Here is an 18,143-nt window from a genome sequence, read left to right as displayed (position 1 = left end):
GTCAGCTCCAGAGGCTGTCGAGGTCGCGGTAGTCGGGCAGGGTCGTGTCGATGGCGGCGCCCGAGCGGATCACCGTGCGGTCGGCCTCGGGCCGCGACATGAGCTCGGTCCAGGTGCGGCCGCGGAACAGCACGAGATCGGCCCCCAGCCGCGGTCCGATGAAGCCGCGCCCGGAGAACCCGCAGACCTCGGCCGGAGTTCCCGTCACGGTCAGCGGCCAGTCCGCCACCGGGTGGTCGAAATGCAGGATGCGGGTGGCCTCGCGATAGACTTCCAGCATGTCGAGGTCGCCATAGGCGTAGAAGGGGTCGCGCGTATTGTCGGACGCGACCATGACGGGCGTGCCGCGCTCCTTCATTTCGTGCAGCAGCGTGACGCCGCGCCGGCGTGGCGTGCGGCCGAACAGCCGGTCCTGCAGATACATGTTGCACATGGGCAGCGAGACCACGGCGAGGCCCGCCTCGGCCACCAGGTCCAGCGTGCGCTGGGCTTCCTCCTCGCCCTGTGCGGCGAGCGAGCAGCAATGGCCGACGACGATGCGGCCATTGCCGTTTTCGGCCCAGCCGAACCGCAAGGCGGCCTCGGCGATCAGGCGCAGCGAATGGGCGCCGGGATCGAGCGTCTCGTCGACGTGGAAATCGAGGCGGAAGCCCTGCGCCAGCGCGGTCGAGAACAGCTGTTCGAGGCCATCGGCGAGATTGGCGGTCATGTAGGTGACGGCGCCGAGCCCGCCGCCCGCCCGCTTCAGGGCACCGACGAGCCGGTCGAGATAGCCGTTCTCCACCACCACGTCGATGCCGCAGAGCGACGAGGCCTGCAGGTCGACGCGGCCTTTCCACTCCTCGCGGATCTCGGCGATCAGCGGCCAGGAAATGCCGATCTGGGCGGGCAGCGAATCGATATGGGTGCGCAGCGCCGCCGTGCCGTGGGCATAGGCGGCCTTCAGCGCGAAGGTGACGCGTGCCCGCACGTCCTCGGCCTTCCAGTTGGCCTCGCGGTCGGCGGCCACCGTCGCCAGCGCTCCGGCGAAGGTGCCGTCCGGATTGGCCGCGCGCGGCCAGATATGGCCCTTGTCGAGATGGACATGGCTGTCGACGAAACAGGGCAGCACCATGCCGCGGTCGAGGTCGAGCGTGGCGATCTCGGACGCCGCGGGCGGGCCGACCCGCTCGATCACGCCGTCATTGATGACGATGTCGACGGCGACGAGATCGGCCTCCGGTCTGCCCGCCTCGGGCGGCGCCATGTCGACGCCGCGCAGCAGCGCCGCCGGCACCGTGGCATTGGCGAGCCGATAGCGGCCTTCGGATGGAAGGGTGGCGAAACCCGAACCCATGCATGTCTCCTGCGCTCTGCCCCTGCCGTCGCGTGCGTCCGCTGCGATGAAGGCGAGTCGCATGGGGCGGCAGGCCCCGCAATAGACCACGGGCGGGGCCACCCCGGCCAGCGCCGCGCCGCGGACGGGCCGCGAAGGGCGCCGCGAGGACCGATTTTTTTCATCTGGCCTGGGGACTGCGGGCAGGCTCATCCACATGACGCGAAAAAAGTGCGACGAGGCCATTGCAATCGTCCGCGTCCTTTGGCATAGAACCGCCCTCTTCGATGCTTCGGCGGTCGAGAGACAAGTTGATGCGGGAGTAGCTCAGGGGTAGAGCACAACCTTGCCAAGGTTGGGGTCGAGGGTTCGAATCCCTTCTCCCGCTCCAATTTGTCTTCCATTCGCGACAGCCGCCAGCCGGACTTCCGGAGATTTTCGTCATGACGTTCGGTTCCGTGAAGTCGCTCATCCGAGCCGTCGATGGCGATTTCGTGCGCGTCGACGGATCCACCGAAACCGCCCGCTTCTTCCTGCCCGCTCCCGGCCGGCGCATCGAGATCGCCGCCCGCGGCGTCACCGTCACCCGCCGCACCCTGAAGCCGCGCGCCCGCGTGAAGCGGTTCATCCGGGTTTCGTGAGGCTGATCCAGGCGGGCGCAGCGTTTCGCTCGGCATCGCCACAATGCGCAGCACCCTCGATCTTTGAGCGGCTCTCGCGATAGCTAAAGCCAAGTCGTTCCAGTTGCTGCTGGACAGAGATCTCCAAACCACGATCGATCGTCGACATCGTTGCGCGGCTGACCGATAATTCGACCCGTTGGGCGCACCTGTTGGGGCGTATCCGGATCTCGAAGAGGCGCGCGAAGTGATGTCACATGCGGCGCGCATCCATGTGCCTCGCCGATCTCCGGCCCAAACGTGAGCTTTTCGCAGCGGACGCGGCAAGATCGAGACCTACGCCCAAACCATCTAGCGGCATGAGGCAAGCTTGTCGGCTTTTGCAATCATTGCGGCCGTAAGCGGAGCATTTTGCGTCGCACAGATTGGGAGACGGGGCGGAGCTTTATGACCCCGCGAAGGGACAGCGAGAGCGACGAAGAAGAACAGCAGCCCCGCCATCAGCAAGCTAACGTCGATGGTCACGCGGTTCAGCATCGCGTTCAAATCATCTTTGGTCGCGAGGTCTTTCATTTGCGCCCCTCACCGATAGACCGGAATGGAGAATAGCACAGCGAGACGTCGCGCAGGAGAGGCCAGTCAATCCTCGACGGAGGACCAGCCGGATACCAATGAGGCTGCAAGGGCGGATTGCGGTTTTGTCCCATTCCTCTTCCCTCCGTGTCGTCTCTGCGGTGTGATCATGCCACAAGGCCGCCGCCTGGGCCGCCACCGTTGCCGCTGGACCGCGATCTCTGAACCGCTATCGTCGGCTGCACCGTGACCGTGACGCCCGCCGCGTTGCCGCTGGACCGCGATCTCTGAACCGCTATCGTTCGCCGAGACGCTGGAGCGCGACAGGGAGGGTTGCCGCTGGACCGCGATCTCTGAACCGCTATCGTTTTGGCCTCGTCGGCATCGTCGTTGATGAGGTTGCCGCTGGACCGCGATCTCTGAACCGCTATCGTACCGCACCAAGTTGACCCACGCGCTGGGCCGGTTGCCGCTGGACCGCGATCTCTGAACCGCTATCGTCGAGGCTGGCGGCGGCCAGGGCAGTCCGGCGTTGCCGCTGGACCGCGATCTCTGAACCGCTATCGTTCGCCTATTGCAAGGGCCTGACGACGGGCGAGTTGCCGCTGGACCGCGATCTCTGAACCGCTATCGTTGCCTTAGCCTTGGGCGCGACCGGCGCGGGGTTGCCGCTGGACCGCGATCTCTGAACCGCTATCGTTCACCCACGCCACCACGCTGGCACGATCGTGTTGCCGCTGGACCGCGATCTCTGAACCGCTATCGTAGGGGCTCTCCCCGGATGGTAAGCCCGATCCGTTGCCGCTGGACCGCGATCTCTGAACCGCTATCGTCTCGGTGCATTCTTCCTGCGCCAAGCCTTGGTTGCCGCTGGACCGCGATCTCTGAACCGCTATCGTCTATCTCGGCTTTCTGCGGCGCGGCTGGCAGTTGCCGCTGGACCGCGATCTCTGAACCGCTATCGTCCTTCGGTGCGCCCGCCGGCGGCCCCGACCGGTTGCCGCTGGACCGCGATCTCTGAACCGCTATCGTGAGCCATGTGGCTGAGCCTCGGTTTGAACGGTTGCCGCTGGACCGCGATCTCTGAACCGCTATCGTACTGTTGGATCAGGATCTCAGCCCGAAAAAGTTGCCGCTGGACCGCGATCTCTGAACCGCTATCGTTGGGACTTGCGCTGGGCGGTGCGGCCCCGGTTGCCGCTGGACCGCGATCTCTGAACCGCTATCGTTCCGCGACAAAAGACGTGCACTTCACGATTGTTGCCGCTGGACCGCGATCTCTGAACCGCTATCGTCGCCATGGCGGTGTCCTGATGGACGGTCCAGTTGCCGCTGGACCGCGATCTCTGAACCGCTATCGTGCGAGGTGTGTCCGAGGCCCGCATGCTCTCGTTGCCGCTGGACCGCGATCTCTGAACCGCTATCGTTGGACGGATAAAAGCGACGGGTGCGCCACCGTTGCCGCTGGACCGCGATCTCTGAACCGCTATCGTCGATCGGATCACCGGGAAGCGCATGGTCCGGTTGCCGCTGGACCGCGATCTCTGAACCGCTATCGTTTGCCCCCAGAACCGCCGGCCGTCCCTCGGGGTTGCCGCTGGACCGCGATCTCTGAACCGCTATCGTGGCCATGGCCATGTCCTGGTGCACCGTCCAGTTGCCGCTGGACCGCGATCTCTGAACCGCTATCGTCACAGCGTCGAACAGGAGCGAAGCGCTGGCGTTGCCGCTGGACCGCGATCTCTGAACCGCTATCGTCTATCGAGCAGCTTGAAGCGCAATTCATAGTTGCCGCTGGACCGCGATCTCTGAACCGCTATCGTCGGCGAACCCGTCAACGCTTCATTCGTCGCAGTTGCCGCTGGACCGCGATCTCTGAACCGCTATCGTCGGCGAACCCGTCAACGCTTCATTCGTCGCAGTTGCCGCTGGACCGCGATCTCTGAACCGCTATCGTCCGACAGTTTGACAAGGCGTCCGGTGCCCTTGTTGCCGCTGGACCGCGATCTCTGAACCGCTATCGTATACATGCCCTCCTGACGATCAAGCGTCTGGTTGCCGCTGGACCGCGATCTCTGAACCGCTATCGTGACCTGCTGCAGCGTGTCGAGCACATAGCGGTTGCCGCTGGACCGCGATCTCTGAACCGCTATCGTCCAGTAGGCGCGCTTGCATCGTCAGATCCTGTTGCCGCTGGACCGCGATCTCTGAACCGCTATCGTGCTGCCGCGGATCGCGACGTCGGCCGAGGCGTTGCCGCTGGACCGCGATCTCTGAACCGCTATCGTGGGCGCATGCGCATACACGCCCGCACGTGAGTTGCCGCTGGACCGCGATCTCTGAACCGCTATCGTCGGTGCCGGCCAGGGGCGCGCAGGGGTTCTGTTGCCGCTGGACCGCGATCTCTGAACCGCTATCGTGATGACATGGCTGTTAAGCGCGGCCGACTTGTTGCCGCTGGACCGCGATCTCTGAACCGCTATCGTGATCCCCGTCACCGTCATGCTGCCCGTATTGTTGCCGCTGGACCGCGATCTCTGAACCGCTATCGTCCTCTCGGCCAGGGAGCGGGCCGTCCTCCAGTTGCCGCTGGACCGCGATCTCTGAACCGCTATCGTCACGTCGAGGACTGGCGCGTTGATCCGCCAGTTGCCGCTGGACCGCGATCTCTGAACCGCTATCGTCGCAGCGACGGCAGCGGGGCGGTGTTCCTCGTTGCCGCTGGACCGCGATCTCTGAACCGCTATCGTTATGTCGAGCGGGTCAACGCCGCGGCCGGTGTTGCCGCTGGACCGCGATCTCTGAACCGCTATCGTGTTGAGCAGTTTCTAGGACATGCTCAGGTCGTTGCCGCTGGACCGCGATCTCTGAACCGCTATCGTATCGATACGGACGGTGTCGTCGAGCGCTTAGTTGCCGCTGGACCGCGATCTCTGAACCGCTATCGTCCCGGGCATGGTCACGCCCAACGCCACCACGTTGCCGCTGGACCGCGATCTCTGAACCGCTATCGTATGGCCAAGGTGTTTAGGCAGGGCGATATGTTGCCGCTGGACCGCGATCTCTGAACCGCTATCGTGCTTCGAGGATCCGACGCCTTTCCTCTTTAGGTTGCCGCTGGACCGCGATCTCTGAACCGCTATCGTGTTGCGCGCCTCTATGCACAGCGCCTCGAGTTGCCGCTGGACCGCGATCTCTGAACCGCTATCGTATCGCGTGGGCCGAGAGCATTCGCAGGCAGTTGCCGCTGGACCGCGATCTCTGAACCGCTATCGTCAGCCTGTCCAAGATCGAACGCCGCCTGCTGTTGCCGCTGGACCGCGATCTCTGAACCGCTATCGTCGGCACATTCACGTTCAATCGGCAGCGCTAGTTGCCGCTGGACCGCGATCTCTGAACCGCTATCGTGGAGTGCTGCATCTCGTCATCGCCGTCGAGGTTGCCGCTGGACCGCGATCTCTGAACCGCTATCGTGCCTGGAAATGGCGGGAGTCCAACGGTACGGTTGCCGCTGGACCGCGATCTCTGAACCGCTATCGTAGATGAAGCGATATCCCGTTGAAATCAAACGGGATATCGCCTTCTCTGCGAACCTCAAAACAAGCGTCCAGATTAGAAAAGCGCGAGCTGGTCGGGATTTTTCTTCGGGCGTTTCCGGCGTTGCCCGGAGAATCGGACAATATTTTCATATTGCTTGTCGGTGAAAGTGAGGATGTGGATCTCGCCGCGATCGGGCAGATTCGCCTCGATGCGCCGCATATAGGTCTCGAACTGTTCCTTGCCGTTGCAAAAGCGAGCGTAGACCGAAAACTGGCTCTTCTCGAAGCCTTGATCGAGCAGAAACTCACGAAATTTCGTCGCCGCGCGGTTTTGCACCTTGGTGGTAACCGGCAGGTCGAACATGACGAAGATCCACATCAGCCGGTATCCGTTGAGCTGGGTCGGAATCATGTCGCAAGTGCGCCGAGGCCGGCGAGCTCGATCGCTGTCGGCGGCCGTGGCAGAACAAGGTTTGACGCATTGCCTAGCTCGAAGCAGCGCGCAAGGGACTGCGCCAGCCGCCCGGCAGCCACGGTCACGGTCGTCGTACCTCCATCGCTTGCCAGATCGAGCGCGATGAGTCCGGCAAAAGCGCGTTTTGCCTCGGGTGTCACCTCCGTGCAGCCCCGCGCCATAAGCAGAACCGTCATCGCATCGACAAGCGGCCTGAATGGCTCGATGAGGTCGTCGGCCAGGGCGAAGGCATTGCCGCGATTGGCATGGTGAATGCCGATGGAGGGATGAAGGCCGGCGGCGACGATCGACCGCGCGACCAGTGATCGCAGCACGGTATAGCCGTAGTTGAGCAGACCATTGGCGCCACCGGCGTCGCGGTCGCGCCGGAATGCCTCGCCCATCAGAAGTGGCCAATAGCGGCGCGCCACTTGCGCCTCGACATTGTCGGGATCTCCGGAACGCACGCGCCGCGCCAGCAGATCGAAGGCATCGGTCGATAGGCCGCGCGACGCGAGGACCGCCGCCTGCCAACGGATCTTAGCAACGACGATCTCGCGCCAGAGCTGCTTTGCCAGAGGCTTCCCGGCCTCCCACTGGGCACGCATGCGCGCGTTTTGCCCATGATGACCCTCCAATGGCAGGCACACCGCCATCGGTGCGTGATTGGCCCCGCACAGAACCATGACGGAGCCACGCTCGGCGAGAGCCACCACGAGGCTGGTGCTCCAGGTTATGCCATGGGCATGAATGATGACGGCTGCGACATCGTCGAGCGGGATGCGGCCAACCTCCTCGCGTGCCTCGCTGACGACGAGAAAACCGCGATGCGCCGAGAGGTGCCGGCCATCGGTGGCAATATCGACGATGCGCTCCATCAGGCAGCGCCGCGTTCGCGGTCCCGTGACCCGGGGTCGAGGACGCGGCCGAGTTCGTCGACCCGCACCTGCCGTGCGCGGACACGCTTGAGCCCGCCGGCGGTCGGCGAAAAATACTTGAACGGGTCGACTTCATTCGATTCGGCGTCCCGCCGTTTCAGATCACCGGCCTCATGGCAGGCGGCAAGGGTGATCTGGCCGCCTTGGCGAAGCTGCGCGACGCGCATCAATTCTCGTTCCTTGCCCTCGGGCTCGATGGCCACAATGTCGTTCTGCTGCAGCGACAAGACCTTCCTTGCCGTGGGGTTCTCGCGCCTGACCGGCGAGGTCCAGGACGATTGATGGGCATCGAACATCGATACCACCTCGGCCACCCATTTGCCGTCCTTCAGCTCCCAGACGTCGTAGCGATAATTCGAGTCACCCTTGTAACCCTTGTAGACGCGCCCGCTGCTGTCGCGGATCGGAATGACCGTCAGCGGCTCGACCACCCGTACCCGCCTGATGCCTCGGAATTGGAGCGGTCCCAACTCCGGGAACCGCGACAAGCGCGCCTCAAACGCCTTGCCGTCATAACTCCGTGTCCAGACAGAAAGTGCCTTACGCAGTTCATCGTCACGCACGGCCTCGATGCTGGTCGGCTTTTTCAGGGCCGTCAGAGGGACACGGCGAACCACGATCGTGTTGCCCTTCTCGTCGGTCTCGCCAGTCAACCCATAGGCCGTATCGTTGTGCAGACGGCCAGCCGTCGAGTCCTGCCCCTTGGCAGCCCCGGCCTTGGATACCGTGCCATGGTCAGCCCGGTGACTGACGACAACCTGCCGGATCACCTGCCCGACATCCCGCTCGAAGTCCGGCCATGGCACGGGCAAATCCGCGGTCATCCGGTTCGCCGCCTCATGGCCGCGCTGCCCCGCCTCGCGTGCGATCGCCTGAAGGAGATGCCTGTCGGTGACGGCGACGACGATCGCATCGATGGCATGATGACGATGGTCGCGCCGATTCTTCGGCTGGTCCGCACCTCCGCCGAGATTGTGATCCGGCAGGAGATGGTTCAGTCCCCAGCTGCGCCGCAGCATCTCGGTCAGCCGGCCCGGGGAAACCCAGACCCGGCCGCTGCCCTCGCCCTTATCGGGAAACAGCACGCCAAGATACTCGCGCGCAAGCCGGGACAAATATTGAGTATCGACCAATTGCCGGGCGAGGAACTTCTCCTCCGTATCGAATCGCGCCATCGCATCGGGCTCGAAACGCCAGCGCTTCTCGCGCGGTAGGCGGGCAGCCCGGGCTGCGATCTCCTCCCAATCGGCCCCCTGCCCGAATGCCTCGAACGGCGAACGGCGGCGCTTGTTGCGATTGGCCTCGCGCAGGCAAAGGAGCTTGTTTGCGTTGGAATCGTCGAGTGTCGCGGCGAAAGGCAGGATGTGGTCGACTTCGACCGCGCCCGAAAACAACATTTCGATGGAGATTTGCCGGCCGGTATAGACACAGCGCCGATCGAGCGCATTGTCGGGATTGAGTTCCTCCCAAAGCTTCAGCAGGGCGCGGTTGGCACCCTTGTCGGCGATGCCGATGTCGACGAGCTTCTGCGAACGCCGTTCGGCAGCCTCGCGGTTCTGCCTGTTGCGGCCGTTGATCTCGCGTTTGCGCTGATCGTCGAGCTTCAGCTCGCGCGCGAGTTCCACGGCAATCTGGCGCGGCGGCCCATAACGCTTGATCAGCCGATTGACGACGCGGCGGAGTTGATTGAGCCCGATATGGACGGTGGGATTGGTGACGCGCCCGACTCGCATTTCGTCGCTGTCGCCGGGATCGCCCGTACCCGGCATGATGTGGCGCTCCAGGGCGATGCCGTAATAGGGCAGTTCCGCCAGGACCTCGCCGTTGCGAAAATCCGAGTGGTGGCCGAGCCCTGCCTTCTGGACCGCTTCGCTGTAGACGATCACCTCATCCTGCAGCGCCTTGATGAGACGCGTCGTCGCGGTCAGGCCGAACCGGCCGAAGCCTTGCGGCAGCCGCGCCGCCGCAACCGCGCCGGTCTGTTCAGGCGTAAGTCCGTAGCGCTCCGCCAGCCAGGCCCGGAACCCCGCTTCATCCTCATCGCTCTCCAAAGCCTGGATGCGCGAGACGATCTCCCACTGATCGGCTGGGGACAGGTGGCTCCAACGGCCGCCGAAACGGCTTTTCGCTCCGAGCTCGGCGGCCACCTCATCGCCTTTCAGGTCCTTGCGGTTCTCGCTCTCCTTGTTGAACCTGGCGTCCGGGTCGAGTTTCAACGTCTTGCGCAGGCTTTCGAAACTGACGGCCCGCTTGTCCTTGAGCTTGAGATAGGCAAGGTCCCGCTGTTCCCGGGACAGCAGTTCGGCCTGCGCGCCGGGGCGCACGATGCGCAATGCGTTGAGCTCCTCCAGAAGCCGACGCTTCTGAAACAGGGGATGGGCCTTGGGCAGCCGCCTTTCACCTTCAACGAGGGTGCAGGTGCCGATCTCCGGCTGTTTCAGCGGCCGCTGATAAAAGATTACCTCGAAGAGGCGTTGCCTGATCTCGTCCGTGAGAACGGCCGGGTGGTGAACCTGCTGGCTCTCCCAGATCGCCTCGAATTCGTCTTCCAGCATGCGCCGGTCGGGATAGAAGTCATAGCCGTCCCCCCGCGCGCCCTCGCCGCTCTCGGCGCGCAAGCGCGTGCGCACGCTGGGGATCTGGTTCGGATCAGTTGCTGCAGCCCGCCGGCCATGGAGGAATTCGCCGAGGGTCGCAGATCCCTTCTCGTGCATCGCTTCCTGAAGGCGAGCGACACCGATCCGGATCTTGCCTTCGTCATCCGTCTTGCCACGATCGGTCCTACGGTTCGATTTGAAGCCGCGCCGCTGGTTGAGATGAAAAAGCGCACGCCCAATATGGTTGAGCGGCAAGGCCTCGTGCAACGCCCGGGCACGCAGCTCATAGGGGTCTCGCCCCGCGAGTTCCCGCCGCGCCGCTTCGTCGGCGGGGAACAGCCCGACACCTGCCAAGTGTTTCAGCAGCGCTGCTTGGCGCTGCTTGAAACGATCACGTCGCCGACGCATGGCGCGCGCCGCACGACGATCGACAGCTAGGGAAGCCTCAGATTTCGGGTCTCTTCCATCGCTGAAAATGCGCGATCCTGCAGCAATGAGCCTGATCGGTACATCGTCGCAATTGAGTTCAACAATCGCCCATCCAAGAGATGCGGTTCCAAGATCAACGCCGATACGATAATTCAAAGCCATGCACGCCCCCCTAGCTGCAACAGCCTATCCGAACACGCTGAAGTGTCGAGTCACAACTGATCTGAGGAGCCTACCGATTGGCAACCGACAGGGCAGACCGGTCGGTGCGTGCGTACCGATCGGCTTTTCGTTGTTCATCCGCGGGGGACGTTTCGCGCCCGAGCGCGCCAGTCTCTCGACGAGCTTGACGGCCACAAGGTTTCGCGCAATGGTTGCACCTTCAGAGATCGTGGTCTGGCGGTTAACAAGTAGCCAGTCTGCACCAGATAAGGGCGGCGCTCCGGCGCCGCCTTTTTTGTTGCGATGGCACGTTTGATCCGACGCGTCCGCGGAGCCCGATCAAGCCGATTGGCGCCATACGCCCAACGGCTCGCACCTGTGTCGAAGAGCGCTTACTGGCGGCGAGCGTCCCGGCCGGCACCCACGGGAGAGGACGGTCGAAACAGGATATGGCGTTCTCCATCCTATGCCCGAGACAAAGCATTGATGAGGTGGCCTTGCCCGCACCATTGTGGCCCGTCAACGCGAGATGGCCTATCCTGTCGCCGTCATGACGCGCGTCAGGCGCCGTGCAGTGCCAGGAAAGGCAGGCCATGTCCGAGGTTGCAGAGCCGACGGCCCCCACCGACGGCGGCAAGGTCCGCGCCGGCGGCCTCGTGATCCGCGAAATCCCCTTCGTCGCCATCCTGGTCCTGACCGTGCTCGGGGTCGGCTATGTCGCGATGACGCGGCACGCCATTCCCTTCTACTGGCAGGGCCTCGCCGTGTTCATCGCGGTGGTCGCGATCGCCATCGGCTGGCGCCGCACCGAGACCGCGGGCGAGCGCTGGCACGTGATCTGGACCCAGTGCCTGCACTGGGGCGCCTTCCTGGTCGTGATGAACCTCGTCTTCCTGCCGAGCGTTCAGGCCATCACCAATGCGGATGCGACGAGCCTCACCATCCTGCTCCTGCTGGCGCTCGGCACCTTCACCGCCGGCGTGCACACGCCGTCCTGGCACATGTGCTTCAACGGCGTGGTCATGGCGCTGAGCGTGCCGGCGATCGCCTGGCTCGATCAGTCCGCGCTGCTGATGGCGCTCGGCGTGCTGGTCGTGCTCTCGATCGCCGTCGCGCTCACCTGGCGCCGCTTCAAGGGGTGATGCCGTCAGGGCCTTGCGGCCCTATTGCACCACCCGCAGCGGCTTCTCCAGGACCGCGAGCACGCGCCTGAGGTCGTGCCCGCGCTTCAGGATGAGGCCGGTCGCGGCGATCGCGGCATAGGCGCCCTGCCGGCTCGCCAGCTTCGGATCCTTGACGATCCGGTAGAGCGGCATTTCCGACGCCCGGCGGAACACCGAGAACACCGCCTTGTCCTTGAAGAAGTCGATGGCGTAGTCGCGCCATTCGCCGGCAGCCACCATGCGGCCGTAGAGATTGAGGATCTCGTCGAGTTCACGCCGGTCGAAGGCGACACGCGGGGCGGAGGCACCGGCGTTCAGGGAAACGACAGTGCCCAGGTAACTCGTCTCGGCATCGGACATGAGGCTCCTTCCAGCGCTCCATCTTCGCGTCACGATCCGGTCATGATCGACCGGCCCGGGCCGCTTGGCAAGGCGGCAGGTAGGAAGGCCACGCCCGGAAGGGAAGGCCTGCCGGCCCGATGGCTCAGACCGGCCTGTCGCTGCGCTCGAACATCGGCAGCGTCTTGTACTGGCCCCGGGGGATCAGAAGTCCCTCGGCCACCAGCCGGTCGTGCACCTCCTTCGCCTTGTCGTAGGCATAGGAGCCCGCATAGAAGGCGATGGTGCCGCCCGGCCGGGTGCGCCCGGCGAGCAGCCGCACCATGGCATCGTCGGTCAGGCCGCCATAGGCGTCGTTCTTTTCGGTACGGAACTCGCCGACATGAAACAGCGTGACGATGTCGAACACCGGCAAAAGCCGCGCGTCGAGCTGGTAGATATCGCCGAAATAGGCCTTGTAGCCCCAGCCGAGCTCCGGATTCTCGGTGATCATGGTCTCATAGGTGCGGATCTCGCCCGGCGAGGCGGTAATGCCGAGAATGGCATTGCCGAGCCCCTTCTCGGCATTGTGCAGGCCGAGCAGGTGATGGCCGCCCGTGCCGAAATGGAAGATCGCCTTGCCGCGCGTGCCGGTCTCCTCCAGCCAGTCGCAGAAATGCGCGTCGCAGGGGCATTCCTTCACGCGCAGGTCCCAGAAATGGTCCCAGATATGCAAGGTCATCGGCAGGGCTCCTTCGGGCGCGGCAACAGCGGCGCGGACAAGTCAGGATGTCGGGGCGGGTAAACGGGCGGCGAGCGGCGCCGAGCTTAATCTCGCGCCGCCGTCGCCGCGGGCGAGCACCAGCTTGCGGTCGTGCAGCGCCTCGAGGCCCGGCCGCAAGCCGACGCTGATCAGCGTCGCGCCGTCGAGCGCGCGTGTCAGCACGGCCATCAGCCGGGCTTCGCCGGCCTCGTCGAGCGCGCTTGTCGCGCCGTCGAGAATGACGAGATCGGGTTTCTGCACCAGGAGGCGCGCCACGGCGAGGCGCTGGCGCTCGCCATTGGAGAGGATCTGGTCCCAGCGCTCGGCGTCATCGAGCCGGCCGGCGAGATAGCCGAGGCCGACCTCGGCCAGCGCCTCGGCGAGCACGGCATCGTCGAGCGCCGCGGACTGGGCGGGATAGGCGAGCGCGGCACGCAGCGTGCCGGCCGGCAGATAGGCCCGCTGCGGCACGAAGGCGACGGCCCCGCCCGCCGGCAGCGCGATGGTGCCGGAGCCCCAGGGCCAGAGCCCGGCGAGCGCGCGCACCAGGGTCGACTTGCCCGCGCCGCTCTCGCCCGAGATCATCACGCGCTCGCCGGGCGCGATCGCCAGGGTCACCGTGTCGATCAGCGGCCGGCCGGAGCGGCCGGCAATGGTGAGCGCCTCCAGGCGCACCGCACCGGACATGCTGGGCGTCAGCCTGACGCCGCCGGTCTCGCCCTCGCCGAAGCCGTCGTCGATCTCGTCGATGGCGCGGGTGAGATCGGTGACGCGCTGCATGGAGGCGTAGCACTGGGCGATGGCGCGGTAATTGTCGACGAGCCAGGCAATGGCGAGTTGCACCTGCATGAAGGCGCCGGCAAGCTGGGTGACCTGGCCGAGGGTGAAGTCGCCCGACAGATATTTCGGCGCGGCCAGCAGCAGCGGCAGGACCGGGATGAACACGCCGTTGGAATTGGTCAGCCAGGTGATCCGGCCGTGGCGGGCGACAACACCGAGCCAGCGCCCGACGAGATCGGCATAGGTCGCGCCCAGCGCCCGCCGCTCGTCGGCCTCGCCCCGGATCAGCGCGACGCTCTCGCTGTTCTCGCGCAGGCGCGTCAGCTCGAAGCGCAGCTTCGCCTCGCCCTCGTTGCGGCGCGCCACCGCGCCCGGCAGCGACCGGCCGATCCACAGCATGAGGCCGGACATGGCGACGCCGTAGACGATGGCGGCCAGCACCATGTAGCCGGGCACGACGAAGCGGCCGTCGCCGACATGGATGGTGAGCGAGCCGCCGACCATCCACAGCACGCCGACGAAGGTCAGCGCCGAAACGAGCGAGGACAGGAGGCCGATGGCGAAGTCGACGATCGGCTCGGTCGCCATGCGGGTGTCGTCGGCAATCCGATATTCGGGATTGGCCGGCTCGGTGCCGGCAAGGCCCATGCGATAGTAGCGCTGGCGGCCGATCCAACGGTCGAGCAGGGTCGCCACCAGCCATTCGCGCCAGCGCACCTGCAGCGTCTCGCGCGACATGACGACGCCGACGCCGACCGCCGCGGCGCCGAGGACGAGGCCGACGAAGGCGACGACGGCCCAGGCGACGGTCGCCGTCTCGGTCGCCTCCAGCGCGTCGAAGAAGCGCCGGTTCCAGGCATTGACCAGGAAGTTGATGCCGACATTGACGATCAGCAGCGCGGCGAGGGCCGCGGTCAGGAACCAGGCCCGGCGGGCGGTGGCGCCGCTCCACCAGCCGCAGGCGAGCGCGAAGAAGTCGCGCACGACCTTGTGGTCGAGCCCGTCATGGGCACCGCCTTGGACGCTGCCGGACTGGGCGCTGGCGCCGGGCGCGGAAGGGGCCATGAACTACCAACCCACCTGTCGGCCCGGGGAGAGGCCGGAAGAGCCATCAGCCTGAACACGAATTCGTGAACGACTCTCCCGGCCATGCGGTGAACCCCAGGTGAACGGCAGGGCCGTGAGACTGCGGCAAATAGCGCGGGCGTGCCCGACGCCAAGTCCCCGGGGACGCACAATCGGTTCGTGCCATGCGGAAGCCGGCGGAGCGGCTCAGCCGATGCCGAGCATCCAGAGCCAGAGGATGGAGGTGGCGACCGACAGGATGGTGGAGAGCGCCACCGCCGTGGAGGCGATGCCGACGCCCTGGCCGTAGCGGGCCGCGAACAGATAGGCGTTGATGCCGGCCGGCATGGCGGCGAACAGGACGACCGTGCCGGTCCAGACCGGCGGCAGGGCGAAGATGCGCGTCGCGACCACGTAGGCGATCGCCGGGTGCACGACCAGCTTCAGGAGGCTGATCATCAGCGCGACCGGCAGGTCGGCCCTCACGCCATAGGCCTTCAGCGACAGGCCGAGCGCGAACAGCGACAGCGGCACGGTCGTGTCGGCAAGCATGCCGAGCGTCGTGCCGAACGGCCCGGACGGCCGGAAGCCGACGAACTGGCAGAGGATGCCCGCGGCCATGGCGATCAGCAGCGGATGGCTGGCAAGGCCGCGCACGAGCTTGCCGGCGACGCCCGCGCCATTGGCCGAGCGTGTCCCCTCCAGCATCAGCGTCGCCACCGTCATGGTGATCGGCAGATTGACCGAAAGCAGCATGGCGATCGGAAAGCCGGCTTCCTCGCCATAGGCCTTCAGGATGATCGGAATGCCGATCAGCACCGTGTTGGCCTGGCCGGCGGCGAGGCCGGCAATGACCGCGTCGCCATGCGAGGTGCGGAACAGCTTGGCCGCGAGCACCGTGGAGGCGAGCCAGACCACGCCCATGCCGGCGTAGTAGGCGATCCAGAAGCCCCAGGGGAAGGCGCCCGGGAACACGGCGGCGGTGATCAGCTTGAACAGCAGCGCCGGCGCGCCGACCGCGAACAGATAGGCGGTGATGCCCTCGTTGGCGCGCTCGCCGAGCAGCCCGGTGAGCGCCGCGACATAGCCGAGCGCCACCAGGCCGAAAACCGGTGCGACGAGCGAGACGAGATCGAGCATGGGGCGGCGGGTTCCGCGAAAAGAATGGGGGCAATAAACACTTTCTTGTCTATTCGGCGTTAACCCTCGCGCATGCCCGCCATGCCGCTGTCCGTCCTGATAGCCGACGATCACCCGTTCTCCCGCGACGTCGTGGCGCGGATCGCGACGGCGCTCGGCCACAGCGTGACGACGGTGGACGGCGGCCAGGCCGCGCTCGACGCCGCCTCCACCGCCCATTTCGATGTCGCCGTGATCGACCGCCGGATGCCCGACATGGACGGCGTTGCGGTGGCCCTGGCGCTGAAATCGCATGGCGCCCATCCGCGCCTGGTGGCGCTCTCGGGCGACGATCCCGCGGACATGCTGCCGGGGCTCTTCGACGTCGTGCTGCAGAAGCCGGTCGAGGCGACCGTGCTCGCCAAGGCGATCGCCGGCTGACGCCCGAAGGTTAAGATCCGGCGCGCAAGGCTGCCATTCGATTAACCAATCTTTCAGCACGCCGCGTTTTTCATCAGATGAAGGACAGATGTCCGCGCCTGGTGATTCTGAGGCGATGCTCGTACCTTCGCAGCTTCCTTCCGAACCGAAACGTCCCGGTCCGCCGCGGCCCGGCCGGCCGCAGCCCAACACCATGCTGATCGTGCTGCACCAGGAGCAGTCGACCCCGGGACGGGTGGGCCGGCTGCTTCAGGAGCGCGGCTACCGCCTCGACATCCGCCGGCCGCGCTTCGGCGATCCGCTGCCGCGGACGACGGCCGACCTGGCCGGCGCCGTCATCTTCGGCGGGCCGATGAGTGCCAACGATTCCGACGACTACATCCGGCGCGAAACCGACTGGATCGGTGTCGCGCTGAAGGAGAACCTGCCCTTTCTCGGCATCTGCCTCGGCGCGCAGATGCTGGCACGGCATCTCGGCGCGACGGTGGCGAGCCATCCGCAGGGGCATGTCGAGATCGGCTACTATCCCTTGCAGGCGACCGAGGCGGCGAAGGCGGAACTGCCCTGGCCCGACCACGTCTATCAGTGGCACGGCGAGGGCTTCGAACAGCCCCGCGGCGCCGAACTGCTCGCCACCGGCGACTGCTTCCGCAACCAGGCGATCCGCGTCGGCCGCGCCGCCTACGGCATTCAGTTCCACCCGGAGGTCACCCACTGGATGATGTGCCGCTGGACCACGCGCTCCGGCGAGCGCCTGTCAGCCCCCAACGCCAAGAGCCGCCAGGAGCATTTCGACGGCCGGTTCGCGCACGATCCCGCTGTGCGCCGCTGGCTGGATGCCTTTCTCGACCACTGGACCGCCCTGAAAGCCGCCTGAAATCGCCGCACTGCGCGGCCCATGTCACGGGCGTGACATCGGGACCGGTCAGCGTCATCCTTGATCGATCCCGGAGCGATTCGGGATCCTGATAGCAGGGAGGTTGCCCATGCCCCGCCTCTTCACCGGCCTCGACGTCCCGGAGAGCATGGCAGACGACCTCTCCAGGCTGCAGGGCGGCCTCGGTTCCGCCCGCTGGATCGACCCGGAAGACTTCCACATCACCTTGCGCTTCATCGGCGATGTCGGCGAACGGGTGGCCAACGACATTGCCGACATGCTCTATGCGGTGCGCAAGCGGCCGCTGGAAGTGACCCTGACCGGACTCGGTTCGTTCGGCGGCGACAAGCCGCACACCCTCTACATCGCCGTGAAGCCGAGCCCGCCGCTGATGGAGCTGCAGGCCGAACACGAGCGGATCATGCGGCGCGTCGGCATGCCGCCGGAAACGCGCAAGTTCACGCCGCACGTCACCCTGGCGCGGCTCGGCCGCAATGCCCGTTCGCGCGACGTCGCCGACTGGATCGCGCTGCGCGGCCTGTTCATGAGCCGCACCTTCCTGGTGCCGGAATTCGCGCTGTTCTCGGCCAAGGAATCGGTCGGCGGCGGGCCCTATCTGGTCGAAGAGACCTATCCGCTGGCCGCCTGACGCACAGTCCTCCGTCGCGCCTCGCCTCGCTCGCGGCCGCGCGTTGAGCATGGCATCGGTGCGGCGGAAGAACCTGCGCCGAGCATCGGGCGCAGCCCGGCGTGGCCCTGTCTCCGCCGGCCTCCTGGAGAGGCGCGAGCACGGCGGACTTCAAGGCACGGCGGACTTTTGTCCGGCCGACCGACCGACGCCGAACGGCGTCAGTTCACGCGGGCCGGCGTTGCGACCGAGGCCTGCGGCCGGGCGGCAGGGACCGGCGCGCCGGTGGCGGGCGTCGCCGTCGGTGCCGGAGCTTCAACCGCAGGCGCCGGGCCGGCCGCCTGGCCCTGGCCGAGCAGACG

General features: G+C 65.9%; 14 protein-coding genes, 1 tRNA gene and 1 CRISPR repeat array. Of the genes, 6 read left to right on the top strand and 9 right to left on the bottom strand.

Features of this window, described 5'->3' with window-relative positions; genetic code table 11:
- Position 1: 1 nt before the first annotated feature.
- Positions 2-1,336, bottom strand: coding sequence for a cytosine deaminase (locus tag OZ671_RS10695; RefSeq protein WP_268860745.1), 1,335 nt, complete (start codon positions 1,334-1,336; stop codon positions 2-4).
- Positions 1,337-1,631: 295 nt separating this feature from the next.
- Here OZ671_RS10695 and OZ671_RS10690 point away from each other — a divergent pair.
- Positions 1,632-1,706 (top strand) — tRNA-Gly (locus tag OZ671_RS10690).
- 52 nt (positions 1,707-1,758) lie between these two features.
- Positions 1,759-1,956 carry a hypothetical protein gene (locus tag OZ671_RS10685; RefSeq protein ID WP_103167962.1) on the top strand — a complete coding sequence of 66 codons (198 nt, stop codon included), beginning with the start codon at positions 1,759-1,761 and terminating at the stop codon, positions 1,954-1,956.
- Between the two features lie 330 nt (positions 1,957-2,286).
- Here OZ671_RS10685 and OZ671_RS10680 read toward each other — a convergent pair whose 3' ends face one another.
- The 4 genes from OZ671_RS10680 to cas9 form a co-directional block, all read right to left on the bottom strand.
- Complete coding sequence (locus tag OZ671_RS10680) at positions 2,287-2,508, bottom strand: hypothetical protein (RefSeq protein WP_146052984.1); 222 nt, start codon at positions 2,506-2,508, stop codon at positions 2,287-2,289.
- A 200-nt stretch (positions 2,509-2,708) separates the two neighbouring features.
- Positions 2,709-6,048: direct repeats of the CRISPR family, unit length 36 nt; unit sequence GTTGCCGCTGGACCGCGATCTCTGAACCGCTATCGT.
- Between the two features lie 72 nt (positions 6,049-6,120).
- Positions 6,121-6,459, bottom strand: a complete 339-nt coding sequence (cas2, locus tag OZ671_RS10675; protein ID WP_038303296.1) for a CRISPR-associated endonuclease Cas2 — start codon at positions 6,457-6,459, stop codon at positions 6,121-6,123.
- Positions 6,456-7,379: a type II CRISPR-associated endonuclease Cas1 gene (gene cas1 / locus OZ671_RS10670; protein ID WP_268860744.1), complete on the bottom strand. Its 924-nt coding sequence runs from the start codon at positions 7,377-7,379 to the stop codon at positions 6,456-6,458. Before cas1 ends, cas2 begins: the two co-directional genes overlap by 4 nt.
- Entirely contained in the window at positions 7,379-10,627 is a 3,249-nt protein-coding gene (cas9, locus tag OZ671_RS10665; RefSeq protein WP_268860743.1) for a type II CRISPR RNA-guided endonuclease Cas9, read from the bottom strand. The genes cas1 and cas9 overlap by 1 nt, the downstream gene beginning before the upstream one ends.
- A 593-nt stretch (positions 10,628-11,220) precedes the next feature.
- On the opposite strand from cas9, the gene OZ671_RS10660 reads away from it, so the two are divergent.
- Positions 11,221-11,769 carry a hypothetical protein gene (locus OZ671_RS10660; protein ID WP_268860742.1) on the top strand — a complete coding sequence of 183 codons (549 nt, stop codon included), beginning with the start codon at positions 11,221-11,223 and terminating at the stop codon, positions 11,767-11,769.
- 21 nt (positions 11,770-11,790) lie between these two features.
- Here the strand turns inward: OZ671_RS10660 and OZ671_RS10655 are convergent, their stop codons facing one another.
- From OZ671_RS10655 to OZ671_RS10640, 4 genes are all read right to left on the bottom strand, one after another.
- Positions 11,791-12,150, bottom strand: a complete 360-nt coding sequence (locus OZ671_RS10655; RefSeq protein WP_268860741.1) for a DUF2794 domain-containing protein — start codon at positions 12,148-12,150, stop codon at positions 11,791-11,793.
- A gap of 124 nt (positions 12,151-12,274) precedes the next feature.
- Positions 12,275-12,850: a hypothetical protein gene (locus OZ671_RS10650; protein ID WP_268860740.1), complete on the bottom strand. Its 576-nt coding sequence runs from the start codon at positions 12,848-12,850 to the stop codon at positions 12,275-12,277.
- Positions 12,851-12,892: 42 nt separating this feature from the next.
- Positions 12,893-14,716 (bottom strand): ABC transporter ATP-binding protein/permease, encoded by a 1,824-nt coding sequence (locus OZ671_RS10645; protein WP_268860739.1) that lies wholly within the window; start codon positions 14,714-14,716, stop codon positions 12,893-12,895.
- A 207-nt stretch (positions 14,717-14,923) separates the two neighbouring features.
- The gene (locus OZ671_RS10640) at positions 14,924-15,856 is read right to left on the bottom strand and encodes an AEC family transporter (RefSeq protein WP_268860738.1); all 933 of its coding nucleotides are present in this window, start codon (positions 15,854-15,856) and stop codon (positions 14,924-14,926) included.
- 81 nt (positions 15,857-15,937) lie between these two features.
- Between OZ671_RS10640 and OZ671_RS10635 the strand changes: the two genes are divergently transcribed.
- The 3 genes from OZ671_RS10635 to thpR all read left to right on the top strand — a co-directional run bounded on the left by OZ671_RS10635 (position 15,938) and on the right by thpR (position 17,802).
- A complete protein-coding gene (locus OZ671_RS10635) occupies positions 15,938-16,276 on the top strand; it encodes a response regulator (protein ID WP_268860737.1) in 339 nt (112 codons plus the stop codon).
- A 193-nt stretch (positions 16,277-16,469) separates the two neighbouring features.
- Positions 16,470-17,153, top strand: coding sequence for a glutamine amidotransferase (locus OZ671_RS10630; RefSeq protein WP_268860736.1), 684 nt, complete (start codon positions 16,470-16,472; stop codon positions 17,151-17,153).
- A 109-nt stretch (positions 17,154-17,262) separates the two neighbouring features.
- The gene (gene thpR, locus OZ671_RS10625) at positions 17,263-17,802 is read left to right on the top strand and encodes an RNA 2',3'-cyclic phosphodiesterase (protein WP_038303308.1); all 540 of its coding nucleotides are present in this window, start codon (positions 17,263-17,265) and stop codon (positions 17,800-17,802) included.
- Positions 17,803-18,143 lie beyond the last annotated feature (341 nt).

The organism is Phreatobacter sp. AB_2022a (genome assembly GCF_026847585.1).
Taxonomy (GTDB): Bacteria; Pseudomonadota; Alphaproteobacteria; order Rhizobiales; family Phreatobacteraceae; genus Phreatobacter.
Note: the sequence above shows the minus strand (reverse complement) of the source record. Positions and strands in the feature narration are given on the sequence as shown.